The organism is Kineococcus aurantiacus, from assembly GCF_013409345.1.
Taxonomy (GTDB): domain Bacteria; phylum Actinomycetota; class Actinomycetes; order Actinomycetales; family Kineococcaceae; genus Kineococcus; species Kineococcus aurantiacus.
In genome coordinates, this window is record NZ_JACCBB010000001.1 from 1,456,874 (window position 1) to 1,480,793 (window position 23,920).

At 74.6% G+C, this 23,920-nt stretch carries 24 protein-coding genes; 11 read left to right on the forward strand and 13 right to left on the reverse strand.

Annotated features, from left to right (window positions below):
* Window positions 1-29: 29 nt before the first annotated feature.
* Window positions 30-1,100: a ribosome small subunit-dependent GTPase A gene (gene rsgA / locus BJ968_RS06975; protein WP_179750422.1), complete on the forward strand. Its 1,071-nt coding sequence runs from the start codon at window positions 30-32 to the stop codon at window positions 1,098-1,100.
* On the opposite strand, the gene BJ968_RS06980 is transcribed toward rsgA, so the two are convergent.
* Window positions 1,091-1,717: a TIGR03086 family metal-binding protein gene (locus BJ968_RS06980; RefSeq protein ID WP_179750424.1), complete on the reverse strand. Its 627-nt coding sequence runs from the start codon at window positions 1,715-1,717 to the stop codon at window positions 1,091-1,093. The two genes, rsgA and BJ968_RS06980, sit on opposite strands and share 10 nt — an antisense overlap.
* A gap of 62 nt (window positions 1,718-1,779) precedes the next feature.
* Between BJ968_RS06980 and BJ968_RS06985 the strand changes: the two genes are divergently transcribed.
* On the forward strand, window positions 1,780-2,760 hold the full coding sequence (locus tag BJ968_RS06985) for a WYL domain-containing protein (protein WP_179750426.1): 981 nt from the start codon (window positions 1,780-1,782) through the stop codon (window positions 2,758-2,760).
* A gap of 95 nt (window positions 2,761-2,855) precedes the next feature.
* On the opposite strand, the gene BJ968_RS06990 is transcribed toward BJ968_RS06985, so the two are convergent.
* Together BJ968_RS06990 and BJ968_RS06995 are read right to left on the reverse strand one after the other, a co-directional pair.
* A complete protein-coding gene (locus BJ968_RS06990; RefSeq protein ID WP_179750428.1) occupies window positions 2,856-3,953 on the reverse strand; it encodes an adenosine deaminase in 1,098 nt (365 codons plus the stop codon).
* 22 nt (window positions 3,954-3,975) lie between these two features.
* Complete coding sequence (locus BJ968_RS06995; protein ID WP_246314805.1) at window positions 3,976-4,524, reverse strand: helix-turn-helix domain-containing protein; 549 nt, start codon at window positions 4,522-4,524, stop codon at window positions 3,976-3,978.
* 114 nt (window positions 4,525-4,638) lie between these two features.
* Here BJ968_RS06995 and BJ968_RS07000 point away from each other — a divergent pair, with 114 nt between their 5' ends.
* Window positions 4,639-5,148, forward strand: a complete 510-nt coding sequence (locus tag BJ968_RS07000; RefSeq protein ID WP_179750432.1) for a GNAT family N-acetyltransferase — start codon at window positions 4,639-4,641, stop codon at window positions 5,146-5,148.
* Here the strand turns inward: BJ968_RS07000 and BJ968_RS07005 are convergent.
* Window positions 5,069-6,010 (reverse strand): DMT family transporter, encoded by a 942-nt coding sequence (locus BJ968_RS07005; protein WP_343077874.1) that lies wholly within the window; start codon window positions 6,008-6,010, stop codon window positions 5,069-5,071. The genes BJ968_RS07000 and BJ968_RS07005 overlap by 80 nt on opposite strands.
* 71 nt (window positions 6,011-6,081) lie before the next feature.
* Here BJ968_RS07005 and BJ968_RS07010 point away from each other — a divergent pair, with 71 nt between their 5' ends.
* The 6 genes from BJ968_RS07010 to BJ968_RS07035 all read left to right on the forward strand — a co-directional run bounded on the left by BJ968_RS07010 (window position 6,082) and on the right by BJ968_RS07035 (window position 10,846).
* Window positions 6,082-6,966, forward strand: coding sequence for a LysR family transcriptional regulator (locus tag BJ968_RS07010; protein ID WP_179750433.1), 885 nt, complete (start codon window positions 6,082-6,084; stop codon window positions 6,964-6,966).
* Between the two features lie 94 nt (window positions 6,967-7,060).
* Window positions 7,061-8,452: an MFS transporter gene (locus BJ968_RS07015; RefSeq protein ID WP_179750435.1), complete on the forward strand. Its 1,392-nt coding sequence runs from the start codon at window positions 7,061-7,063 to the stop codon at window positions 8,450-8,452.
* A 43-nt stretch (window positions 8,453-8,495) separates the two neighbouring features.
* Entirely contained in the window at window positions 8,496-9,494 is a 999-nt protein-coding gene (locus BJ968_RS07020; protein ID WP_179750437.1) for an intradiol ring-cleavage dioxygenase, read from the forward strand.
* Between the two features lie 31 nt (window positions 9,495-9,525).
* Complete coding sequence (locus BJ968_RS07025) at window positions 9,526-9,873, forward strand: SMR family transporter (protein ID WP_179750439.1); 348 nt, start codon at window positions 9,526-9,528, stop codon at window positions 9,871-9,873.
* Window positions 9,870-10,190, forward strand: coding sequence for an SMR family transporter (locus BJ968_RS07030; RefSeq protein WP_179750441.1), 321 nt, complete (start codon window positions 9,870-9,872; stop codon window positions 10,188-10,190). Before BJ968_RS07025 ends, BJ968_RS07030 begins: the two co-directional genes overlap by 4 nt.
* An 89-nt stretch (window positions 10,191-10,279) precedes the next feature.
* Window positions 10,280-10,846, forward strand: coding sequence for a GNAT family N-acetyltransferase (locus tag BJ968_RS07035; RefSeq protein WP_179750443.1), 567 nt, complete (start codon window positions 10,280-10,282; stop codon window positions 10,844-10,846).
* On the opposite strand, the gene BJ968_RS07040 is transcribed toward BJ968_RS07035, so the two are convergent.
* The 9 genes from BJ968_RS07040 to BJ968_RS07080 all read right to left on the reverse strand — a co-directional run bounded on the left by BJ968_RS07040 (window position 10,825) and on the right by BJ968_RS07080 (window position 22,624).
* Window positions 10,825-13,065: an EAL domain-containing protein gene (locus BJ968_RS07040; protein ID WP_179750446.1), complete on the reverse strand. Its 2,241-nt coding sequence runs from the start codon at window positions 13,063-13,065 to the stop codon at window positions 10,825-10,827. The two genes, BJ968_RS07035 and BJ968_RS07040, sit on opposite strands and share 22 nt — an antisense overlap.
* A gap of 55 nt (window positions 13,066-13,120) precedes the next feature.
* Complete coding sequence (locus tag BJ968_RS07045) at window positions 13,121-14,404, reverse strand: thymidine phosphorylase (RefSeq protein ID WP_179750448.1); 1,284 nt, start codon at window positions 14,402-14,404, stop codon at window positions 13,121-13,123.
* Entirely contained in the window at window positions 14,401-14,832 is a 432-nt protein-coding gene (locus BJ968_RS07050) for a cytidine deaminase (RefSeq protein ID WP_179750450.1), read from the reverse strand. The genes BJ968_RS07045 and BJ968_RS07050 overlap by 4 nt, the downstream gene beginning before the upstream one ends.
* Window positions 14,829-16,121: an ABC transporter permease gene (locus BJ968_RS07055; protein WP_343077875.1), complete on the reverse strand. Its 1,293-nt coding sequence runs from the start codon at window positions 16,119-16,121 to the stop codon at window positions 14,829-14,831. Before BJ968_RS07055 ends, BJ968_RS07050 begins: the two co-directional genes overlap by 4 nt.
* 8 nt (window positions 16,122-16,129) lie before the next feature.
* Window positions 16,130-17,356 (reverse strand): ABC transporter permease subunit, encoded by a 1,227-nt coding sequence (locus BJ968_RS07060; RefSeq protein ID WP_179750454.1) that lies wholly within the window; start codon window positions 17,354-17,356, stop codon window positions 16,130-16,132.
* On the reverse strand, window positions 17,353-18,867 hold the full coding sequence (locus tag BJ968_RS26420) for an ATP-binding cassette domain-containing protein (RefSeq protein ID WP_179750456.1): 1,515 nt from the start codon (window positions 18,865-18,867) through the stop codon (window positions 17,353-17,355). The genes BJ968_RS07060 and BJ968_RS26420 overlap by 4 nt, the downstream gene beginning before the upstream one ends.
* A 36-nt stretch (window positions 18,868-18,903) precedes the next feature.
* Window positions 18,904-20,001 carry a BMP family lipoprotein gene (locus BJ968_RS07070; RefSeq protein ID WP_179750457.1) on the reverse strand — a complete coding sequence of 366 codons (1,098 nt, stop codon included), beginning with the start codon at window positions 19,999-20,001 and terminating at the stop codon, window positions 18,904-18,906.
* Window positions 20,002-20,147: 146 nt separating this feature from the next.
* Window positions 20,148-21,386, reverse strand: coding sequence for an amidohydrolase (locus tag BJ968_RS07075; RefSeq protein ID WP_179750458.1), 1,239 nt, complete (start codon window positions 21,384-21,386; stop codon window positions 20,148-20,150).
* Window positions 21,387-21,442: 56 nt separating this feature from the next.
* Complete coding sequence (locus tag BJ968_RS07080; RefSeq protein WP_179750460.1) at window positions 21,443-22,624, reverse strand: mannose-1-phosphate guanylyltransferase; 1,182 nt, start codon at window positions 22,622-22,624, stop codon at window positions 21,443-21,445.
* 345 nt (window positions 22,625-22,969) lie between these two features.
* Here BJ968_RS07080 and sdhC point away from each other — a divergent pair, with 345 nt between their 5' ends.
* Both sdhC and BJ968_RS07090 read left to right on the forward strand, forming a co-directional pair.
* Entirely contained in the window at window positions 22,970-23,389 is a 420-nt protein-coding gene (sdhC, locus tag BJ968_RS07085; RefSeq protein ID WP_179756330.1) for a succinate dehydrogenase, cytochrome b556 subunit, read from the forward strand.
* Window positions 23,390-23,402: 13 nt separating this feature from the next.
* Complete coding sequence (locus BJ968_RS07090; protein ID WP_425491480.1) at window positions 23,403-23,909, forward strand: succinate dehydrogenase hydrophobic membrane anchor subunit; 507 nt, start codon at window positions 23,403-23,405, stop codon at window positions 23,907-23,909.
* Window positions 23,910-23,920: the final 11 nt, after the last annotated feature.

Here is a 23,920-nt window from a genome sequence, read left to right on the forward strand (position 1 = left end):
GGATCGGGCGGAAACCTAGCCTCGGGGACGTGGAGAACGGAACGAACCCCGACCCCCTGGCCCGGCTCGGCTGGGACGACGACTGGGCCCGGCGCTGGGCGACGTTCCGCTCCGGCCACCCCGAGGAGCACCTGCTGCCCGCGCGCGTGGTCCGGGTCCACCGGGGGGCGTGCGACGTCGAGACCCCGCTGGGACCGCAGCGGGTGGCGACCCCCGCCGGTCACCTCGTGCCCGACCCCACGACGGGCGACTGGGTCGGCCTCCTGCTCGACGACCCGCAGGGGGTCCGGGCCGTCGGCGTCCTGCCGCGCCGCACGGTGCTGGCCCGGGCGTCGGTCACCGGCCGCTCGGCCGAGCACCGGCTCGCGGCGAACGTCGACACCGTCGTGGTGGCGATCGGCGCCGAGTCCCGCACGACCGTCGGGCGCGTCGAACGCTTCCTCGCCCTGGCCTGGAACTCCGGGGCGACCCCCGTCGTCGCGCTCACCAAGTGCGACCTGCTGCCCGGCGACGAGCTCGACGAGACCCTCGCCCGGGTCCGCGGCGACGCCGTCGGGGTCGACGTCGTCCCGGTCCGGCAGGACGACCCGTCGACCGTGGAGGCGCTCCGGGACCGCCTGCGCGGCACCGTGATCCTCCTCGGTTCCTCCGGGGCCGGGAAGTCGACGCTGGCGAACCTGCTGCTCGGCGAGGAGCGCTTCGCCGTCGGGGCCGTCCGCTCCGTCGACGGCAAGGGCCGGCACACGACGGTGACGCGCGAACTCGTGCCCGTCCCCGGCGGGCTCGTCCTCGTCGACACCCCCGGCCTGCGCAGCCTGGGGGTCGGTGAACTCGGCGGCGCCCTCGGGACGACGTTCGCCGACGTCGAGGACGTCGCCGTGGACTGCCGGTTCTCCGACTGCTCGCACACGAGCGAACCGGGGTGCGCCGTGCTGGCCGCCATCGAGTCCGGGGTGTTCGACCGGCGCCGCCTCGACAGCCTGCGCAAGCTCGAGCGCGAGCAGGCCTGGTTCGCCTCCCGCACCGACGCCCGGCTGGCCGCCGACCGCCGGCGCGAGTGGAAGAAGCTCGTCAAGGCGAACCGGAACCGCTACTCCTGACCGGCCCTCGCGGCGACGGGCGGCGTCACGGGCGGCGTCACGGGCAGCGTCACGGGCAGGGTTCGGCCGAGCCAGCCGGCCAGCCGCGCGTGCGCGGGGGCGTCGTCGGCCACCGCGACGGGCGGGGCGAACGGGAAACCCTCGCGCTGGGCGGGGACGACGCGCAGCGCGACCTGCAGCACCCCGGCGAGGAACTCCTCGTCGAGCAGGTCGGTGCGGTCGATCGCGACGGCGAGGTCGACGGCGTGCGTGGCGAACTCCTGCACGTAGATCGTCGCCCCCACCGCGCCGGGCACGTCCCCGGCCGGGTGGTGGACGGTCGCGGTCAGGACGGCGTCGTCGGCCCACGCCCGGCGGACGTCGGCGGCACCCGCGGTGAACGCGGCGGCGAAACCCCCGGCGGGTTCCTCGTCGAGCAGGCTGGGCAGGTCGGAGGGGAAACCCCCGCGGGCGATGTGGGCGACGCGGGTCGTGACGGCGACGAGGTGCCCGAGGAGGGCCCGCACGTCCCAGTCGGTGCAGGGGGTCGGCCGGTCGAGGGTGTCGGCGGGCACGGCCGCGACGAGGAGGCCGGCGAGGTCGGCGGCGCGGTGCAGGGGTTCACGGGGATCGGTCACGAGGAGCACTCTCCTCAGTGAAGGTGACACCTCCTGTCACCTTCTCGTGGGAACCTCGACGGGTGCGCGCCGACCGCCTCCTGTCCCTGCTGTTCCTGCTGCAGACGCACGGCCGGATGTCCGCCCCCGACCTCGCCGTCCGCCTGGAGGTCTCGACGCGCACCGTCCTGCGCGACGTCGAGGCGCTGTCGAGCGCCGGGGTCCCGGTGTGGACCGAACGGGGGCGCGGCGGCGGCATCTCCCTGCTGGAGGACTGGCGCACCGACGTCACCGGGTTCACCCCCCACGAGGCCCGGGCGCTGTTCTCCGGCACCTCCGGCCCGGCGGACCCGCAGCACCGGGCGTGGGAGTCGGCCGTCCGCAAGCTCCTGGCGGCCACCCCCGCCGCGGACCGGGAACCGTTCCGGCGCGCCGCCGAGCGCATCCTCGTCGAACCCGCCGGCTGGCGCTCCCGGGAGCAGAACCCCCCGCACCTGGCCGCGCTCCAGGAAGCCGTCTTCTCGGCCCGCGCGGTCCGGGTCACCTACCGCCCGGCCGGGGCGCGGCGGACGTCCACGCGGACCCTCGACCCGATCGGCCTCGTCGCCAAGGGCGGCACCTGGTACCTGGTCGCCCGGGCCGGGGACGACGAGCGCCTGTTCCGCGTCGACCGCGTCGCCGGCCTGGAGGTGCTGCCCGACCCCGTCGCCGCCGACCTGCCGGGGCTGGGCGCGGTGTGGTCGCGGCTGCGCGACCGGGTGGAGCGGCGGGAGGTCCCCGGCGTCGCGGTCCGGTTCCGGGTCTCCCCGCAGGACGCCGGGCTGGTGCTGCGCATCGCCGACGCCCAGCTCGTCGCCGAACCCGAGGTGAGCGACCACGGCACGTCCCTGGAGGTCCGGGCGACGTTCCGCGCGCTGCCGGCCGCCCGCGCCGTCCTGCTCGGGATGGGGTCGGCGCTGACCGTGCTGGACCCCCCCGAACTCGTCGCGGACCTCGTGCGGACGGCCCGCGACGTGCTGCGGACGTACGAGCAGAAACCCGTGCCTGATCACGGAAGTGCTTGATCACGGGGGTGCTCGATCACCGCGGGAGGGGCGTCCCCCCTCGGTGATCGAGCACAGCGGTGATCAAGCACAGCGGTGATCGAGCACGGCGGGGGTCAGGCGGAGAAGGCCGGGCGGATCACGTCGCTCGCCAGCGCCAGCCGGTCGGGGAAGGGCAGGAACGAGGCCGACAGGGCCGTGATGGTGGCGCGCTCGACGTCGGCGAGGTCCCAGCCGGCCTCGTCGACCAGCAGCGCGAACTCGCGCGAGAGCGACGTGCCGGACATGAGCCGGTTGTCGGTGTTGACGCTGATGGAGAACCCGAGGTCCTTCAGCACCGTGATCGGGTGCGCGGCGACGCTCGGGGCCGCGCCCGTCTGGACGTTGCTGGACGGGCACAGCTCCAGGACGATCCCGCGGTCGCGGACCCACGCCGCCAGGCGCCCCAGCGTCGCGTTCGGCAGGCCGTGGGCGTCGGTGCCCTCCCCGAGCTGGACGTCCTCGACGATGCGGACGCCGTGGCCGATGCGCTCGGCGCCGCAGGTGTGCAGCGCGTCGGCGATGCTGGGCAGGCCCTCGGCCTCGCCGGCGTGGATCGTCACGGGGAAGTTCTCGGCGTGCAGCCGGTCGAAGGCCGCGAGGTGGTTGGAGGGCGGGAAACCGATCTCGGCGCCGGCGATGTCGAACCCGACGACACCGGCGTCGCGGTGCCGCAGCGCGAGCTCGGCGATCTCCAGGCCGCGGTCGGCGTGCCGCATGGCGGTGACGAGGGTCCCGACCTTGACGGGGGTCCCGGCCTCGGCGGCCAGCTGCTCCCCGCGGCGCATGCCCTCCTCGACGGCCAGGACGACCTCGTCGAGGGTCAGGCCCTGCTGCAGGTGCTGCTCGGGGGCGTAGCGCAGCTCGCCGTAGACGACGCCGTCGGCGGCGAGGTCCAGGACGGCCTCGGTCGCCACGCGGGCCAGCGACTCGCGGTCCTGCATGACGGCGATGGTGTGGTCGAAGGTCTCCAGGTAGCGCACGAGGGTGCCGGAGTCGGCCGCGTCGCGGAACCAGGCGCGCAGTTCCTCGGGGTCGGTCGTGGGCAGGCGGTGGCCGTTGGCGGCGGCGATCTCGACGATCGTCGAGGGCCGCAGGCCGCCGTCGAGGTGGTCGTGCAGCGACACCTTCGGCAGGGCGCGGATCCGGTCGATCGTGCTCGTGTTCTCGCTCACGGACCCGATCCTGCCAGGCGCCTCACGCGGTCCGCACCAGCGCGACGAGGTAGCGGCACGGCTGCCCGGAGGCGTTCTCGTAGACGCAGTCCTGCGGGGCCCCCAGCCGCAGGCAGTCCCCGGCGCCCAGCTCGTGCACGACGGCCCCCTCGTGGAAGCGCAGCGCGCCGTCGAGGACCCAGACCTGGTGGTGGGTCCCGGCGTACGTCGCGGCGGGGAACCCGGCGCGCGCGCCGGCCGGCAGCACGACCTCGATGAGCTCCAGCGGGCCTCCCGTCCCGGGCGTGACGGCCCGGCGCACGTACCCCGTCGCGGGGTCGGTCCACACGGGCTGGTCCGCGCGCCGGGCCACGGGCTCCTCGGAGCCCTCGGCGCGCGCCACGAGCTGCGACAACGTCAGCCCGAGGGCGCCTGCGAGCCGGCCCAGCAGCACCGCGGTGGGTTGCGCCGCACCGCGCTCGACCTTGGTGATCATGGCGCGCGAGACCCCCGAGGCCTCGGCGAGCGCCGCGACCGACAGCCCGCGGGCGGTGCGGACGGCGACGAGGGTCTCGGCGAGGGAGTTCGACAGGTCCACGGTCGAGGGAGTCGAGGGAGTCGTGTCCGTCGGAGCCGTGGTCGGGGGAGCCGGGTTCGACGGAGCCATGCTCGACACCATAGTCGACAACATGACTACCATCGTGACATGAGGACGATCAGACCGGCCACGGCCGGGGACGCCGCCGCGTGCGCCGCGCTCTACGCGCCCTACGTCGAGGAGACCGCCGTCACCTTCGAGACCGAGGCGCCGGACGCCGGCGAGTTCGCCCGGCGCATCGCCGCCGCCCACGACTGGCTCGTCCTGGCCGACGACGGCGTCGTGCGCGGCTACGCGTACGCCGCCCCGTACGCCGCCCGCGCCGCCTACGCCTGGTCGGTGGAGGTGAGCGTCTACCTGCAGCAGGGGCTGCGCCGCTCCGGGGCCGGCCGGGCGCTCTACGGGGAGCTGTTCGACCGCCTGGAGCGCAAGGGCTTCCGGATGCTCGTCGCGGGCATCACCCTGCCCAACGAGGCGAGCCTGGGCCTGCACCGGGCGCTGGGCTTCACCGACGTGGGCACCTTCACCGACATCGGGTTCAAACTCGGTCGCTGGTGGGACGTGCACCGCCTGCAGCGACCCCTCGGCCCGCGCGGGGCACCGGGACCCGTGCGCTGAACCGCGTCTCGACCCGCTGGCCGGCGAACGTCGCCCCCAGCAGCAGCACCGCCCCCACGACCCCGGCGACCCCCAGCGCGTCCCCGGCCAGGGCCAGCCCGAACACCACCGCCCACAACGGCTCGGTGCCCAGCAGCAGGCTGGCCCGGGCCGCGGACGTGCGCCGCACGGCCCACGACTGGGCCAGGAACGCGAAGACGCTGCACCCCAGCGCGAGGTAGGCGATCCCGGCCCACTGGGCCGCGGTGGCGCCCTGCACGACCGAGAGCGTGGCGCCCGGGGCGAGCGCGACCCCGACGACCGCGCCCACGACCGTCTGCACGAACGTCAGCCCGCGCAGGTCCAGCGGCACCCGCCGCGTGACCCGCCCGATGGCCGTGACGTGGCAGGCCCGGACCACGGCCGCGGCCAGCACCAGCAGGTCGCCGCCCGTCGGCGTGCGCCAGCCCCCGCCGCCGACGAGCAGCACCACGCCGACGACCGCGACGAGCGCCGCCGCGAAGAACGACGGCGGCAGCCACGCCCGCGCCGCGAAACCCTCCACGAGGGGCGTCAGCAGGATGGTCGTGGAGATGAGCAGACCCGCGTTGGTGGCGCTCGTGCCCGCGACGCCGAACGTCTCCAGCAGCAGGATCGCCGCCTGGGACAGCCCCAGCACCAGACCCCACCGCAGCTCCTGCCGCCCCACCCGCGCCCGCGTCACCGCGACGACGACACCCAGGGCCAGGGCCGCCCCGGCGTAGCGCAGCGCCAGCACCGGCAGGACGCCGGCGACGTCGACGAGCACCTTGGCCGCCAGGTAGCTGCTGCCCCAGACCACCGCGACACCCAGCAGCAGGGCGTCCACCCGTCGATCACGCACGGGACGAGCCTGCGGCCCGACGACCGTCAAGTCCAGCACGAGTTCCTGACACCGGGGTTTAGATTGGCTTCATGGACGAACGGCACCTGACGGTGCTGCGGGAACTCGCCGAGCGCGGCAGCCTCGTCGCCGTCGCCCGCGCGCTGCACGTCACCCCCTCCGCCGTCTCCCAGCAACTGGCCGCGCTGCAACGCACCTGCCCCGTCCCGCTGACCGAGAAGCGCGGCCGCACCCTGGCCCTGACCCCCGCCGGGGAGGCGCTGGCCGCCGCCGCGGTCGACGTGGCGACCGCCATGGACGCGGCCCGGCGGGCCGTCACCGGGCACCTGGAGTCCCCCACCACCGGGGTGAGCGTCGCCGCCTTCCACTCCGCCGCCCTGGCCTGGTTCGGCCCGCTGCTCACCGCCCTGGACGGCACACCCCCGCTGCGCTGCGCGGACCAGGACGTCGCCCAGCACCTGTTCCCGGCCCTCGTCGCCGACTACGACGTCGTCCTCGCCCACCGGCCCGAGGCCGGCCCCGGCTGGCCCGCCCGCCGGCTGCGGGTCGTCCCCCTGCTCCTGGAACCCCTGCACGTGGCGCTCGCCGCCGGCCACCCGCTGGCCGACCGCGAGGAGCTCACGGTCGCCGACGTCGCCGGCGAGCGCTGGATCTCCGTCCACGAGGGGTTCCCGCTGGCGGGGGCGCTGGACGTCGTGGCCGCCGCGGCCCGCCGGCCCCTGGACGTCGTGCACCGGATCAACGAGTTCTTCGTCGCGGCCTCCGTCGTCGCCTCCGGGGACGCGGTGGCGCTGCTGCCCTCGCGCACCTCCCGGCCCGAGCCGGGCGTGGTCCTGCGGCCGCTGGCCGACGTGTCGGTCAACCGCCGCGTCGACGCCCTGCTGCGCCCGGAGGCGCTGGCCCGGCGGGGGGTCCGGACGGTGCTGGACGCGCTGCGCGACCTGGCCCGGTCCTGACCCGCGCCCGGCCCGCCGCCGGGGCGGAGGGCGGGGGCCGCGCGCGGACGGCGGGGTCGACCTGCAGCGCGCTGGAGGTCCTAGCGTGAGGCGGGTGACCCCCAGCACCGCCGCCCGCACCGCCCCGCCCGCCCGGACCGCGGGGATCTTCTCCCGCAGGTACCTGGTCACGACGGCCGGGACGACGGCGCTGGTGTTCCTCTCGGCGTTCGAGAGCCTGGCGGTGACGACCGTCATGCCGCTGGTCAGCGAGGACCTGGGCAGCCGGGACACCTACGCGACGGCCTTCGCCGCGACCCTCGCGGCCAGCGTCCTGGGCATGGTCGCCGCCGGCGGCTGGTCGGACCGCCGCGGCCCGGGCCGCCCGCTGCTCGTCGCGGTCGCCGTGTTCTGCGCCGGCCTGCTCGCCGCGGCGCTGGCCCCCTCGGCGGGCGTCTTCGTCGCCGCCCGGTTCCTGCAGGGCCTGGGGGCCGGCGGGATCAGCGTCACCCTGTACGTGCTGGTGGCGCTGGCGTACCCGCCGGCGCTGCGCCCGGCCGTCTTCGGCGCCTTCGCCGCGGCCTGGGTGGTGCCCTCCTTCGTCGGCCCGCCGCTGGCCGCCCTGGTGGCCGAGACGTTCAGCTGGCACTGGGTCTTCACCGGCGTGCTGCTCCTCGTGCTCGTCGCCGCCGGCGCCGTGCTGCCCACGCTGCTGCGGGTGCGGCCCACCACCACGACCACCGACCCGTTCCCGCGCAGCCGGTTCCTGGCCGCGGCGGGGGTGTCGCTGGCCGTCGTCGCGCTCAGCTCGGCCGCTGCGGCGGGACGCTGGCGCTGGCTCGCCGCGGTGGTCGCGGTCGTCGTGCTCGTCGCCGCCGTCCGCCCGCTGCTGCCGCCGGGGACCCTCACCGCGCACCGCGGCCTGCCCGCGACGGTCCTGCTGCGGGGGCTGCTCGCGGCGACGTTCTTCAGCACCGAGGTGTACCTGCCGCTGATGCTGCACGAGCGGTTCGGGGTGCGGCTGGCCCTGGCCGGTTCGGTCCTGACGGCCGCGGCGCTGGCGTGGGCGGGCGCCTCGGCCGTCCAGGGCCGCATGGGCTCGCGGCTGCCGCACGCGCGCGCCGTGCGGGTCGGGACGGTGCTCCTGCTGGCCGGGGTCGCCGCGCAGGCCGCCGTCGCGGTGCTGGGCCCGGGGGTGCTGGTGGCGGCCCTGGCCGGCAGCGCCGGGTGGTTCCTGGCCGGGGCGGGCATGGGACTGGGTTTCCCCCGCACGACGGTGCTCGTCCTGGAGCAGTCGGCCCCCGGGCAGGAGGGCGCCGGGTCGGCCGCCCTGACCATCAGCGACGCGACCGGGGGCGGCACCGCGACGGCGCTGACCGGGCTGGTCTTCGCCGCCGTCTCCGCGGCCTCGGCCCGCGCGGGGTTCGCGGTGACGCTGGGGCTGTGCGTCGCGTTCGCGGTGGCGGCCCTCGTCGTGGCGCGCCGGGTCTCACAGCCGGCGCACTGACCGGTCACCGCGGAACCACGGGTCGGTACCCGACGGTGTTCCCATGACGGATGACCGCCGCTACGAAGGCCGCCCCCTCCCCCGCCCCCACGAGGACGTCGACGACCAGGGCCTGGCGTTCGACCTCGCGACGATGCTGGACCGCCGCCGCGCGCTCGGGTTCCTGGGCCTGGGCGCGACCGGGCTCGCGCTCGCCGCGTGCGGCAGCCAGGACACCACTGCCGCGTCCTCCGGTTCGTCCTCCGCCTCGTCCTCCGCCTCCTCCGCAGCGAGTTCGGGCTCCCTGGCCGAGATCCCCGACGAGACCGCCGGCCCCTACCCCGGCGACGGGTCCAACGGCGCCGACGTCCTGGAGCAGAGCGGGATCGTCCGCAGCGACATCCGCTCCAGCTTCGGGTCCTCCACGACCACGGCCGAGGGCGTCCCGATGACCCTGACCCTGGACGTCGTGGACCTGGCCGGCGGGAACGTCCCCTTCGAGGGCGTCGCCGTCTACGTCTGGCACTGCGACCGCGACGGGAACTACTCCCTCTACACGACGGCCGACACGAACGAGAACTACCTGCGCGGGGTGCAGGTCGCCGACGCCGACGGCAGCGTGACGTTCACCAGCACCTTCCCGGCCTGCTACTCCGGGCGCTGGCCGCACGTCCACTTCGAGGTGTACCCGTCGGTGGACGACATCACCGACGTCGCGAACTGCATCGCCACCTCCCAGGTGGCGCTGCCCCAGGACGTGTGCGACACCGTCTACGCCACGGCCGGGTACGAGGACTCCGTCGCGAACCTCGCGGGCGTGACCCTGGCCACCGACAACGTGTTCGGCGACGACGGCGGCGCCAGCCAGCTGGCGACGGTGACGGGCGACGTGGCGAACGGGTACGCCGTGTCGCTGACCGTGGGCGTCGACACCACCACCGAGCCCACCGCCGGCACCATGGCCGGCATGGGCTCGGACACCTCCGGGCACCCCGCGGGCGGCCCCGGCGACGGCGGGACGCCCCCCTCGGGCGCCCCCGCCGCGGCGGGGGCCGCGGCCTGACCCCGTCCCCCCGGCCGGTACGGTTCCGCGCGTGCGTCGATCCGCGTGGGGTCTGCTGGCCGGGGCGGTCCTGTCCGAGGTGACCGCGACGCTGTCGCTGCGGGCCGCCACCACCGAGCCCCTCTGGTACGGCCCCGTCGTCGCCGGGTACCTCGCGGCGTTCGTCCTGCTGGCCGCGGTCCTGCGGCGCGGCATGGCGATCGGTGTCGTGTACGGGCTGTGGGCCGCGGCCGGGGTGGTGCTCACGGCGCTCGCGGGGGCGGCGCTGTTCGCCGAGCCCCTCACCCCGCTGATGGCGGCCGGGATCGCCCTCGTCGTCGCCGGGGTCCTGCTCGTCGAACTGGGTTCGCGGCACCCCGGGGAAGGGACCGGGCGGTGAGCTGGGTGTTCCTGGCCGGGGCCATCGCGTGCGAGGTCGCCGCGACGGCCGTCCTGCGCGTCTCCGACGGCGGGCGCGTGCGCCGGTGGATCCCCGTCGTGGGTCTGGGTTACCTCGTCTCCTTCGCCTTCCTGTCCCTGGCCCTGCGGGCCGGGATGCCCGTGGGCGTCGCCTACGGCGTGTGGTCCGCCGTCGGTGTCGCCGCGACGGCGCTGCTGGCCCGTGCGCTGTTCGGGGACCCGCTGACCCGGACGATGCTGCTGGGGGTGCTGCTCATCGCCGCCGGGGTGCTGCTGGTGGAACTCGGCGCGCACTGAGGCCCGGACCGGGCGGGGCCACGATTGCCCCCCGGCGACGGTTGCCGTCCTGCGAGGATCGAGGTCCGCCGACCGTCCCCGGAGGACCGATGCCCCGCGCCACCACGACCCTGAGCACCTCCACCCGCCTCACCGGCGACGACCTCGAACAGGCGTGGAAGGTCTACGAGGTCGCCTTCTCCAGCCTCACCACCCGGGCCGTGCAGCAGCACCTCATGACCCGCGCGGAGTTCGAGGAGGTCTGCTCCGACGAGCGGGTCCTGAAGTACGTCGCCCGCGACGTCGACCGGGACGACGCCGTCTGCGCGTTCGCCACGTTCTCCAACGACCTGTCGACGGTCTACCAGCTGTCCGAGGACTACTACCGCGCCCGGTGGCCCCGGCAGTTCGCCGAGGGCAGCATCTGGTACATCGGCTGCGTCGGGGTGCACCCGTCGTACCGCAGCAGCGGGGTCTTCGTGAAGCTCGTCGAGGCCATGTGCCGCGTCGTCCACGAGCAGGGCGGCGTCGCGAGCCTGGACATCTGCCGCTACAACGACGAGCGGCTGGCCCTGCCGCGCCTCATCGAACGGGTCGTGCACTCCTTCGGCCACGCCGCCGAGGGCGAACGGCTCGACGAGCAGACGTACTGGGCCTACGACTTCAGCCGCGTCTGACGTCCGGCCGTCCCCGCGGCCAGGTACCGGGCGACGTCGGTGGCCGACTGGGCCCGGTGCCACAACCACCCCTGCCCGTGCGCGACGCCCAGCTCGCGCAGGGCGGCGCGCTGCTCCTCGGTCTCCACGCCCTCGGCCGTCACCGCCAGGTCCAGGGCCTCCCCCACGGCGACGACGGCGCGGACGACGGCCAGGTCGGCCGCGTGCTGGTCGAGGCCGGCGACGAAGCTGCGGTCGATCTTCACGCGGGTCACGGGGAAGCTGCGCAGGTACCCCAGCGCGGAGTACCCCGTCCCGAAGTCGTCGACGGCCAGGCCCACCCCCAGGGCGCGCAGGCCGGCGAGCAGGTGCAGGGTCTGGTCGTCCTTCTCCAGCATCGACGACTCGGTGATCTCCAGCAGGAGGGCGCCGCCCTCCACCCCGCTGGCCGCGAGCCGCTCCGCGACGGTCCGGGCGAAGAACGGGTCGAGCAGCTGGCGCGGCGAGACGTTCACCGAGACGAGGAAGTCGGTGCCGACGACCCCCTCCCGCCGCCACCGGGCGAGGTCGTCCAGCGCGGTGCCCAGCACCCAGCGCCCCACGTCGACGACGAGCCCGGTCTCCTCCAGCACCGGGACGAACCTCGTGGGCGGGACGGGCCCGTGCAGGGGGTGGGTCCACCGCAGCAGCGCCTCCACCCCCCGCGGCTCCCCCGTGGCCAGGGACACGATGGCCTGGTAGTGCACCTGCAGGGTCTGCTCGGCCACCGCGCTGCGCAGGTCCAGCTCGAACTCGACCTCGTCGCCGATCTCCCGGCGCAGGGAGTCGTCCCAGACGACGAACTGGTTCCGGCCGTGCGACTTCGCCCGGTACATCGCGACGTCGGCCTCCCGCAGCGCCGTCGCCACCGACCGCGCCACCTCCGCGACCCCGATCGAGGCGGAGACCACGACCTCCCCCACGCGCAGCCGCAGCGGCGCCCGCAGCCCGCCGAGCAGTTCCTGCGCCAGGTCCGTCGCGGTGTCCTGCCCGCCCTCGACGACCACCACGAACTCGTCCCCGGCCAGCCGCCCGATGACCGCGCCGTCCGGGGCCAGGCGCCGCAGCCGGTCCGCGACCTCCCGCAGCAGCGCGTCCCCCACCACGTGCCCGTGGGTGTCGTTGACGCGCTTGAACCCGTCGAGGTCGACGAACAGCAGGAAGCGGCGGACGCCCGGCGCGGCCACCTCGACGCGGCGCTCGAACTCGTCGCGGTCCAGCAGGTCGGTCAGCCCGTCGTGCGTGGCGCGGTGCTCCAGGACGGCCTTGGCGCTGGCCTGCCCGTTGACGGCCGAGACGGCCCGGGCCACGACGAGCCCGATCGTGGTGCACAGCACCGCGAACGCCGCGACCTGACCGGCCCGGTCCTGCCCGCCGCGCGTGCTGGCCAGGTACGCCGCACCCGTCAGGGACACGCACAGCACGACCAGGCGCGCCGGTGACCAGGCGTCGAAGGTCCTCGACGGGGGCGCGGTCCGGCCCCGCGGCGGCAGGTGCAGGACGGCGACGCCCAGCAGGCAGCACGCCACCACGAACGGCGCGTCGAACGCCGTGGGCGCCACGAACCAGCCCCACCGGCCCAGGACGGCGTACCCGAGGTCACCGACGAGGAGGAAGGCCAGGGCCGCGCCCAGCCAGCGGTGCGCCAGGACCCCCGGGGCGATGAGCAGCAGGTCCAGGCCCAGGACGACGACCACGACGTCCAGCAGCGGGTAGACCCCGGCCAGCACGGACCCCGCGACGGTGCGGCCCGGCAGTTCCAGCACCGGCAGGACGAGGAACTGCACCGCGGCCGCGGCGGCGGCCAGGCTCGCGATGAGCACGTCGTACACGACCTCGCGCCGCAGCCCGCCGGCGCTGGAGGCCAGCCGGGCCAGGGCGACGGCGAGCAGCACGTACCCGCAGATCGAGAAGGGGTCGGGGGCGAAGGCCTGCACCCCGGGCCGGCCGTCGGCCCAGGGGCGCAGCGCGGCCCCCAGCAGGAACAGGCCGAGGCTGACGGGGATGAGCGACCAGCTCAACGGCGGGCGCGGGCGGCGGCGGGCGACGGTGACCGTCGCCAGCGCGACGACCCCGAGGCCGACCAGCCCGAAGACCGCCGAGCGCACGGCGTCGGGCAGGGGGGTCAGGTAGGTGCCCGCCACCGCCGCGACGGCGGCGGCCCAGCCGGTCCACCCCCACCGCGGTGCGGTGCCGCTCACGCCCGCCGTCCCGTCGCGCACCCCCGCACCCCCTGCGCCGTCCGGGCGGTGGACGTCAGGCGGTGATCCGCTGGTGGACCAGCGGGACCGGTGCGGGGGCGGTGGGGGTCACCGGGAAGCCGCCCTCGAGGGCCTGCACGGCCCAGTCGAACCGCTCGGGGGTGTCGGTGTGCAGGGTCGCGATCCGCTGCCCGGCGCGCACGGCGTCCCCGCGCACGGCGTGCAGCTCGACCCCGGCGCCGGCCTGCACGGCCTCCTCGCGCCGGGACCGCCCGGCCCCCAGCCGCCACGCGGCGACCCCCACGGCGAGGGCGTCGACGTCGAGGAAGCCGTCGGCGGGGGCGAGGACGTCGTGGGTGTGCCGCGCGACGGGCAGCGCCGCGTCCGGGTCCCCGCCCTGGGCGGCGACCATCCGCCGCCAGGCGTCCATCGCGCGGCCGTCGGCCAGGGCGTCCGCGGGGTCCACGGCGTCCAGCCCGACCGCCGCGAGCATCTCCCGGGCCAGCACCAGGGTGATCTCGACGAGGTCCGCGGGCCCGCCGCCGGCGAGCACCTCGACCGACTCGCGGACCTCCAGGGCGTTGCCGGCGGTGCGTCCCAGCGGCGTCGACATGTCGGTGACGACGGCGACCGTGCGCACCCCCGCGTCGGTGCCCAGGCCGACCATCGTCCGCGCCAGTTCCACCGAGTCCTCCAGGGACTTCATGAACGCGCCGGAACCGGTCTTGACGTCGAGGACCAGCGCGCTGGTGCCCTCGGCGATCTTCTTGCTCATGATGGAGCTGGCGATGAGCGGGATCGCCTCGACCGTGCCCGTCACGTCGCGCAGCGCGTAGAGCTTCTTGTCCGCCGGGGCCAGGTCACCCGTGGCGGCGCAGATCACGGCACCCACGTCGGTGAGCTGGTCGCGGATCTGCGGCAGCGTCAGCGACGCCCGCCAGCCGGGGATCGCCTCGAGCTTGTCGAGGGTGCCGCCGGTGTGGCCGAGCCCGCGGCCTGACAGCTGCGGGACGGCGGCCCCGCAGGCCGCGACGAGCGGCGCCAGCGGCAGCGTCACCTTGTCCCCCACCCCGCCGGTGGAGTGCTTGTCGACGCTGGGCCGCGGCAGGTCGGTGAAGTCCAGCCGCGCCCCCGAGGCGATCATCGCGCCCGTCCAGCGCGAGACCTCCCGCCGGCTCATGCCGTTGAGCAGCACGGCCATCGCGAGCGCCGACATCTGCTCCTCGGCGACCTCGCCGCGGGTGTAGGCGTCGACCACCCAGTCGATCTGCGCGTCGGACAGCTCCCCCCGGTCGCGCTTGGTGCGGATGACGTCGACGGCGGCGAACTGCTGGCTCACTGCGGTGCCTCTCCGGGGTTCTTGCGCGCGGGGTCGGTCAGGTCGTGCGGCCCGAACGCGTCGGGCAGCACCTCGGTCATGGGGACGACGCCGCGGGGGGAGTCGACGAGCAGGTCCGGGCCGCCGAACTCGTACAGCAGCTGGCGGCAGCGCCCGCACGGCATGAGGACGTTGCCGACGGCGTCGACGCACGCGAAGGCGACGAGCCTGCCGCCGCCGGTCATCTGCAGCTGCCCCACGAGGGTGCACTCGGCGCACAGGGTGACGCCGTAGGAGGCGTTCTCGACGTTCGCGCCGGACACGACGCGCCCGTCCTCGACGAGGGCGGCGGCCCCGACGGGGAAGTTCGAGTACGGCGAGTAGGAGTGCGCCAGCGCGGCGCGGGCCGCGGCCCGCAGCGCGTCCCAGTCGGCGACCGGGCCCGTCACGGGTAGACCTCCCCGCTGGCCGCCGGGGGCCGGACCCGCCCGACGAAACCGGCCACGGCCAGGATCGTGGCGAGGTAGGGCAGCATCGACAGGAAGCTGGAGGGCACCGCGGCGGGACCCTGCAGGATCCCCACGAGGGTCTGCAGGGCGGCGAAGAAGCCGAAGAGCAGCGACGCCGCGACGGCCCCGCGCGGGGTCCAGCGCCCGAAGATCACCGCGGCGAGCGCGATGAACCCCTTCCCGGCGGACATGTTCTCGGTGAACGGGCCGATGGTGCCGATCGACAGGTAGGCCCCCGCGAGACCGGCGATCGCGCCCGCGACGACGACGTTGACGTACCGCACGCGCAGCACGTCGATCCCGACGGTCGCGGCCGCCTTGGGGTGCTCGCCGACGGCCCGCGTGCGCAGGCCCCACTTCGTGCGGAACAGGACGACCTGCAGCGCGATGATCACGACGTACATGGCGTAGACGAGGACGTTGGCCTGGAACAGCAGCGGCCCGAGCACGGGGATGTCGGCCAGCCCGGGGACGCGGAGCGGCGACAGCACGCCCGGGGAGTTGTACCGCTGGGTGTCGGTCTGCATGAGCGCCTTGTAGGCCCAGCCGGTGAAGCCCAGGGCGGCGGCGTTGAGCACGACGCCGAGGATGACCTGGTTGACGCGGTAGCGGATCGCGAACACCGCGAGCAGCCACCCGACGACCGCACCGGCCAGCACGGCGCCGACGACGCCCGCGCCGAGGTTGCCGGCCATCGACCCGACCAGCGCACCGGCGAAGGCGCCGGTGAGCATCTGCCCCTCGATGGCGACGTTGACGACGCCCGAGCGCTCCCCCAGCACCCCGGCGAGCGCGCCGAGGATCAGCGGGGTCGCGAGGAACACCGTCTGCTGCAGGAGCTTGACGAGGTCCATCGACTGCGCGTCCTGGCCGGACATGACCCAGCACAGGAAGGCGACGACGAAGCACAGCAGCGTCACGGCGACGACGGCGGGACCGCGCCGGGCGCGGAACCCCTTCGCCAGCTGGAACAGCCCGAGCAGCACGACGACGGCGCCGAGCACGACGGGGGTGACGGTGCCGGGGACGGTCAGGTCGGGCAGGGTGACCGACGAGCCGCCGCCGAAGCGGAACGTGGCGTCGGCGGCTCCGGACCCCAGGCCCCAGCCCAGCACGGTGACGAGGCCGACGACGACGAGCAGCACCCCCGTGACGACCCGCTTGCGCAGGCTGACGGGCGGTTCGACGTGGTCCAGCTGGACGACCGCGGCGGGGGTCTCGGGGCTCACGGGCGCGCTCAACGGGTCCACCCCCCGGCCAGCTCGGAACCGACCCCGGCGCCACCGCCGGAACGCAGGCGGAACACCGCCCGGACCAGGGCCGGGGCGGCGATGAACAGGACGACGAGGGCCTGCAGGACCCCGACGAGGTCGACGGGGACACCCGTGACGGACTGCATCTGCACGGCCCCGGCGCGCATCCCGCCGAACAGCAGCCCGGCCGCGATGATCCCGTACGGGTTGTTCCGCCCCAGGAGGGCGACCGTGATGGCGTCGAAGCCGATGTTCCCGGCGACGCTGCCGGTGACGCTGCCGGTGACGCCGAGGACCTGGGTGGCCCCGGCGAGCCCGGCGAGCCCACCGGCCAGCGCCATCGAGACGACCTGCAGGCGGCCCACGTCCATGCCGGCCGTGCGGGCGGCGTCGGGGTTGGCCCCCACGGCCCGCAGCCGGAAGCCCAGCCGGGACCGGTCGAACAGCCACCAGACGAAGACGGCCGCCAGCACCGCGAGCAGCAGGCCCAGGTTCACGCGCAGCGAGGACCCCAGCAGCTTGGGCAGCACGGCCGTGCCCGCGACCTGCTCGGAGATGGCCTGCGTGTACGGCGCGCGCTGGAAGCCGTGGACGGACAGCAGGTAGGTCAGGAGGTTGACGGCGACGTAGTTCAGCATGATCGTCGTGATGACCTCGTGGGCCCCGGTGCGGGCCTTGAGCAGGCCCACGACCCCGCCCCACACGAGCCCACCGGCGACCCCCGCCACGAGGGCGACGAGGAGGTGCAGCACGACGGGCAGGTCGAGGGCGAAACCGACCCAGGCCGCCGCGACGGCGCCGACGATGATCTGCCCCTGCGCCCCGATGTTGAACAGGCCCACCCGGAAGGCCAGCGCCACGGCCAGCCCGGCCAGGACCAGCGGGGTCGCGTTGACGAGCGTCTCCGAGATCGGCCGCAGCGCGGTGACCCCGGAGAAGTTCGGGTTGTAGACCGCGCCCTGCAGCAGGGCCAGGTAGGCGTCGCGGACGGAGTACCAGACGTTGGCCAGGAAGTCCCACGGGTAGCTGAACAGGTACCCGGCGCTGCGCCGGGACGGTTCGTCGCCGATGACGATGAGGACCGCGCCGACGACGAACGCGCCGACGACGGCGAACACCGTGACGAGCCAGCTGCCGCCCCACTGCAGCCGGCGCCGCCGCGCCCCCGGCGATCCGGCCGGGGCCTCCTTCTCGACCGAGGTCGAACTCACGCGTGTCCCTTCCCCGTGGTGGCGCCCGCCATGAGCAGCCCCAGTTCCTCCTGCGTCGCCTCCGGCCCGACCTCGCCGGCGATCTTCCCGCGGTACATGACGACGATCCGGTCGGCCAGCGCGCGGACCTCGTCGAGCTCGGTGGACACGAGCAGCACCGCCGCGCCCCGGTCCCGTTCGGCGACGATGCGCTGGTGCACGAACTCCTGGCTGCCGACGTCCACGCCGCGGGTGGGCTGGGCCACGACCAGCAGCTTCAGGGGGCGGGACATCTCCCGGGCCAGGACGACCTTCTGCTGGTTGCCGCCCGACAGCGTCGAGGCCGCGGCCTGCGCGGAGGGGGTGCGGATGTCGTACTCGGCGATGCGCTCGGCGGCGTTGCGCCGCACGGCCTCGCGGTTCACGGTCGGGCCGGTGGCGAACGCGGGTGAGTCCACCAGGTCCAGCACGAGGTTCTCGGCGATGCTGAAGGACCCGACGAGCCCGTCGTGCAGCCGGTCCTCCGGCACGTACCCGACGCCGAGGCCCAGCACGTCGGCGATGCCGCGGCCCGTGACGTCGGTGCCGGCGATCCGCACGGACCCGGACTCCACGGCCTGCAGGCCGACGACGCTGCGCGTCAGCTCGGTCTGGCCGTTGCCGTCGACGCCGGCGATCGCGAGCACCTCCCCGGCCCGCACGTCGAGGTCGATGTCGTCCAGCAGCACCGTCCCGGAGGGGTCGACGACGCGGACGCCCGCCACCTGCAGGACGGTCCCGCCGGGTTCGGCGTCCTGCTTCTCCACGCGCAGCCGCACGTCGCGGCCCACCATGAGCGCCGCGAGCTCCTCGGGGGAGGCCTGCGGGGAGGCCTCCCCGACGACCCTGCCGCGGCGGATGACGGTGATGCGGTCGGCGACGGCCTTGACCTCGCGCAGCTTGTGCGTGATGAACACGATGGAGGTGCCCGCGTCGGCGAGCTCGCGCATGACGCGCATGAGGTCGTCGGTCTCGGCCGGGGTCAGCACGGCCGTGGGTTCGTCCAGGACGAGGACCTTCGCGTCGCGCAGGAGCGCCTTGACGATCTCGACGCGCTGCTGGACGCCGACGGCGAGGTCGGCGACGAGGGTGTCGGCCGGGATCTGCAGGCCGAAGCGCCGGGAGGTCTCCTCCACGCGCTGCCGGGCGCGGCGGCGGTCCAGGAAGCCGCCGCCGGTGGTGAGCTCGGCGCCCAGCACGATGTTCTCGGTGGCGGTGAACGTGGGGACGAGCATGAAGTGCTGGTGCACCATGCCGATCCCGGCGGCCATGGCGTCGCCCGGGGAGGAGAACTCCACGGGTTCGCCGTCGACGAGGATCTGCCCCTCGTCGGGCGTGTACAGGCCGTAGAGCACGTTCATCAGCGTGCTCTTGCCGGCCCCGTTCTCGCCGAGGAGGGCGTGGATCTCACCCTCGCGGACGACGAGGTCGATGGAGTCGTTGGCGACGAGGGGCCCGAAGCGCTTCGTGATGCCCTTGAGTTCGAGTTGCACGTGCGCTGCGTTCCCCTCGTCGCCCTCGTCGTCGTCTCAGCTGGCCTTGATGGCGCTCGGCGACGTGATCTCGATGCTGCCGTCGATGATGCCCTGCTTGACGGTGTCCAGCTCGGTCTTCAGCTCGGCCGGGACCTGCGCGTCGAACTGGTTGAACGGCGCCAGGCCGGTGCCCTCGTTCTCCAGGTTGCCCACGTAGGCGCCGGTGGGGGCGTCGCCGTCGGCGGCCTTGAGGACGTAGTCCTTCACGGCGTCGGTGAGGTTCTTGGTCACCGAGGAGATGAAGTACTTGCAGTACTGCTCGGCGCTGACGCAGCCGTCGGTGTCGACCCAGATGAGGTTCAGCGACCCGCCCGCGGCCTCGGCCGCGGCCCCGGCGCCCAGGCCGGACTGGCCCGCGACCGGCATGACGACGTCGGCGCCCTGGGAGGCGAGGGTCTCGGTGATGGACCGGCCCGCGGCCTGGTCGGTGAAGGAGTTCGAGAAGGTGCCGCCGCTGGGGTTCTTCTCGTCCCAGCCCAGGACCTTGACGCTCTTGCCCTTCTGCTGGTTGTAGTACTGCACGCCCTCCCAGAAGCCGTCCATGTAGATGGTGACCGGCGGGATGTTCAGGCCGCCCCAGGTGCCGACGGTGCCCGTCTTGGTCATGCCCGCGGCGAGGTAACCACCGAGGAAACCGCCCTCGACGGTGTTGTACTCGAAGCCGTAGACGTTGTCGGCGACGGGCGCGGAGTCGATCTCGGCGAACTTCTGGTCGGGGTTCTGCGCCGCGACCTCCTTGACGGCGTCCGACATCAGGCCGCCGACGGCGACGACGGTGCCGCAGCCCTTGCCGACCTCGGCGGTCAGGTTGGGGACGTAGTCGGCGTCGCTGTTGGAGGCGACGTAGGAGATGTCGATGTTCGGGTTCTCCTCCTTGGCGGCCTCGAAACCGGCGTAGGAGGACTGGTTGAACGAGCGGTCGTCGACACCGCCGGTGTCCAGGACCATGCAGGCCTTGAACGCGTCGCCGGACCCGCCGGCCGCGCTCTCGGTGGACCCCGAGCCCTCGGTCGGCCGGCTGCCGCAGGAGGCGAGCAGCAGGGCGGCCACGCCCACGGCGGCCACCGGGGCGAAGCGGTGGATCGTCTTCATGTGGATGTCCTCCAGGTCGGGGTGTTCGCGTCGATGCTTCGCCTCCGGCACGCGCTGGTGCGAACGCGCCGTCATCGTAGTGTGCGAAATCGTCTCCTCCGCCCGTCCGGGCGGGCAGGTTGTCCAGATCGAGACCTCGCGAGCGGTCAGTGCGCGGGCGGGCGGGCGGGCAGGGCGCGCGCTGACGCGGCGGTCAGCGCGAGCACCCCCATCCCCACGGCGATGGCCGACTCGTCGGGGGCGAAGTCCCCGCGGTGCAGGTCGTAGGTGGGGCCGCCGGGGGTGCGGGTCCCCAGCCGGACCATCGCGCCGGGCACGTGGTGCAGGTACCAGGCGAAGTCCTCCCCGCCGAGGGACTGCCGCGTCGGCAGGACGTCGTCCTCCCCCAGCAGCGCCCGCGACGCCGCCTCCAGGGCCGCGGTGGAGTGGACCTCGTTGTCGACCGGCGGCACCCCGCGCACGAGGCTGACCTCGGCGCGCACCGCGTAGGGCCGCACGAGGTCGGCCACGACGTCCTCGACGAGCTCGCCGGCGTGCTGCCACGCCTCGGTCTCCATGCAGCGCAACGTCCCCGAGGCGTAGCCCTCGGCGGGGACGGCGTTGGGGGCGTCCCCGGCGTGGACGGCGCCCCAGGTGAGGTTCACCCCGGCGCGGGGGTCGACGCGGCGGGCCAGGACCGCGGGCAGCTGGGTGACGACCTGACCGAGGGCGAAGACGAGGTCGCCGGCCAGGTGCGGGCGCGAGGTGTGCCCGCCGGTGCCGTGCAGCCGGACGGTCACGTGGTCGGAGGCCGAGGTGATGGGCCCGGCCTTCAGGCCCACGGTCCCGACGTCCAGGGTCGGGTCGCAGTGCAGGCCGTAGATGGCCGCGACGTCCTCCAGGGCCCCGGCCCCCACGACGTCGATCGCCCCGCCGGGCATGACCTCCTCTGCGGGCTGGAAGACCAGCCGGACGCCGTGCGGCAGATCACCCGTCCGGGCGAGGTCGGCCAGCACGAGCCCGGCCCCGAGGACGGAGGCGGTGTGCACGTCGTGGCCGCAGGCGTGGGCGACGCCGGGGACGGTGGAGGCGTAGGGCAGGCCCGTGGACTCCGGGGTGCGCAGGGCGTCGAGGTCGGCGCGCACGGCCACCCGGGGACCGGCGGGGCCGACGTCGGCGATGAGGCCGGTGCCGGGCAGCAGCTTGACGTGCGCGCCCGTGCCGGTGAGCAGCTCGGCGACCCGGGCCGTCGCGCGGTGCTCGGTGCGGGCCAGTTCGGGGTGGGCGTGCAGCTCGCGGCGCAGGGCCCGGGCCGTCGGCTCGTGGCTGACGACCAGGTCCGCGATCCGCTCGGCGAGCTCGCCCGGACCGGCCGCGGTCCGCGGGGTGCTCGTGTCGCTGGTCACGTTCCCCGACGCTACCCGCGCCGGACCCGTGCCGCCGACCTCACCCCGCGGCACGCTCAGACGACCTTGTCGTGCCCGGCCTCCTGGGCCCGTTCCACGAGCTTCTTGACCTCCTGGGCGCGCGCCCGCGTCGTCACCATGAGCGCGTCGGGGGTGTCGACGACGACGAGGTCGTCGACCCCGAGCAGCGCCACGACGCGGTCGTTGGCCGGGACGACGAGGCCGCCGGCGACCCCCTCGGTCAGGACGAGGGAGGCGTCCCCGAGCACCTTGGGCTGGTCGACGTCGGCGGGCAGCAGCTCGGCCAGGGAGGAGAAGTCCCCGACGTCGTCCCACCCGAAGGTCGCCGGGACCACGGCGACGCGGCCCTCCTCGGCGGCCGGCTCGGCCACCGCGTGGTCGATGGCGATGGCCGGCAGGGCGGCCCACTGCTCCTCCAGGACGGCGTCGCGCTGGGGGGTGTCCCAGGCGTCGGCGATGCGCTCCAGCCCGGCGTGCAGCGCCGGGGCGTGCGCGGCGAGCAGTTCGAGCAGGACGTCGGCGCGGGCGACGAACATGCCGCCGTTCCAGCGGTAGTCCCCGGTCGACAGGTACGCCGAGGCGGTGCGGGCGTCGGGCTTCTCCTTGAACTGCACGACGCGGCGGGCGTTGGGGGCCCCCTGCAGCCGCAGCCGCTTGCCGAGGCGGATGTACCCGAAGCCGGTGGCGGGGTGGGAGGGGGCGATGCCGATGGTCACGACGAAACCGCGCCGGGCGGTGACGACGGCCTCCTCGACGGAGCTCTCGAAGTCGTCGCGGCCGGAGATGTTGTGGTCGGCGGCGAAGGAGCCCAGGACCGCGTCGGGGTCGCGGCGGACCAGGACGGCGGCGGCCAGGCCGATGGCGGCGGCGGAGTCGCGCCGGCACGGCTCGCGCAGGACGTTGGCCGCGGGCAGCTCGGGGAGCTGGGCGGAGACGGCGTCGGCGTGGGAGCGGCCGGTGACGACCAGCAGCCGGTCGGCGCCGGCCAGCGGCAGCAGCCGGTCCCAGGTCTGCTGCAGGAGCGTGCGCCCCCGGCCGGTCAGGTCGAGCAGGAACTTGGGGCGGTCGCTGCGCGACAACGGCCACAGGCGGGTCCCCGCACCACCGGCCGGGACGACGGCGTGGAAGTCGGACAGGTCGATCTGGGCGTCCTCGAGGTCGTCGTCCGACCACGCCGACCAGGAGCCGGGACCGTTGCTGCGCGCACCGTCAGTCATGGCCCGGAACCTACCGGTGCGGCCCGCGCCGCAGGAGCCCCCGAGGACCCCGTTCGGGCGGCTGGACGTGATCTGCGCCACGTTCGGGCCACCCGCGTCTCCGACACGGCGTAGGAGGTTGCGCGGGACCCGTCCCGTGGTCCACGGTAGGTGAGGCTCGCCTGCGTGACCTGGGCCTCACGGCGCCGTGAGTCCTTCATCACAAATGCCCCACCGGCTCCCCGTGGGGCACCTCCGGCGTGCCCGCGCGCCTACAGTGGGTGCCAGACGCCGCCGCCCGCGCGCCGTAGCTCCGGTGGACCCGGCGTCGAGGAGCACTCGAGGAGGACGCTGGTGGCCACGAGCCTGACCCCACCCGGACAGGGCGCACCCGCCGGGAGGACCACGCAGGGGATCCGACCCGCAGGAACCCTCTACCGCGGCCGCGAGGGCATGTGGTCCTGGGTGATGCACCGCATCTCCGGCGTGCTGATCTTCTTCTTCCTCTTCGTGCACGTGCTGGACACCGCGACGGTGCGCGTCTCCCCCGAGGTCTACAACGGGGTCATCGGCCAGTACAAGAACCCCGTCATGGGCCTGGGCGAGGCCGGCCTGGTCGGCGCCGTCGTCTTCCACGCGCTCAACGGGGTCCGCATCATCCTCGTCGACTTCTGGTCCGGCGGCACCAAGCACCAGCGCAAGCTGTTCTGGGGCGTCGTCGCGGTCTGGGTCGTCCTCATGGTGCCCTTCCTCGTCCGCCACCTGACCATCGTCTTCACGCACTGAGGGGCCGCGCGCCGTGAGCACCGATCAGACCCCCGGCGGCAGCTACGCCCCCGCCCTGGAGACCCCCCGCTCCCCCTACAAGCGCAACAAGCCGACCCGGACCAACTGGGAGCTCTACGGCTGGCTGTTCATGCGCATGTCCGGCGTCGTCCTCATCGTCCTGGTCTTCGGGCACCTGTTCGTCAACCTCATGACGGGCGAAGGCATCCACCAGGTCGACTGGGGTTTCGTCGCCGGGAAGTGGTCCAGCCCGTTCTGGCAGGTCTGGGACCTGCTGATGCTGTGGCTGGCCCAGCTGCACGGCACCAACGGCGTGCGCACCATCATCAACGACTACGCCGAGCGCGACCGGACGCGGTTCTGGCTGAAGATGGCGCTGTACCTGGCGACCGTCGTCGTCATCGTCGTCGGGACCCTGGTGATCTTCACCTTCGACCCGTGCGCGGACCCGAGCTCGACGCTGGACGTGTGCCGCCCGGCGATCGACGACGTGCCCACCGTCACCAGCCCCAACACCTGATCCGAGAACGG

Bases quoted from the DNA above. Each gene is read 5' to 3' on its own strand.
- BJ968_RS07000 (WP_179750432.1), top strand. From the start codon at position 4,639: ATGAGGACGATCAGACCGGCCACGGCCGGGGACGCCGCCGCGTGCGCC.
- BJ968_RS07010 (WP_179750433.1), top strand. From the start codon at position 6,082: ATGGACGAACGGCACCTGACGGTGCTGCGGGAACTCGCCGAGCGCGGC.
- BJ968_RS07020 (WP_179750437.1), top strand. From the start codon at position 8,496: ATGACGGATGACCGCCGCTACGAAGGCCGCCCCCTCCCCCGCCCCCAC.
- BJ968_RS07035 (WP_179750443.1), top strand. From the start codon at position 10,280: ATGCCCCGCGCCACCACGACCCTGAGCACCTCCACCCGCCTCACCGGC.
- BJ968_RS07070 (WP_179750457.1), bottom strand. From the start codon at position 20,001: ATGAAGACGATCCACCGCTTCGCCCCGGTGGCCGCCGTGGGCGTGGCC.
- BJ968_RS07080 (WP_179750460.1), bottom strand. From the start codon at position 22,624: ATGACTGACGGTGCGCGCAGCAACGGTCCCGGCTCCTGGTCGGCGTGG.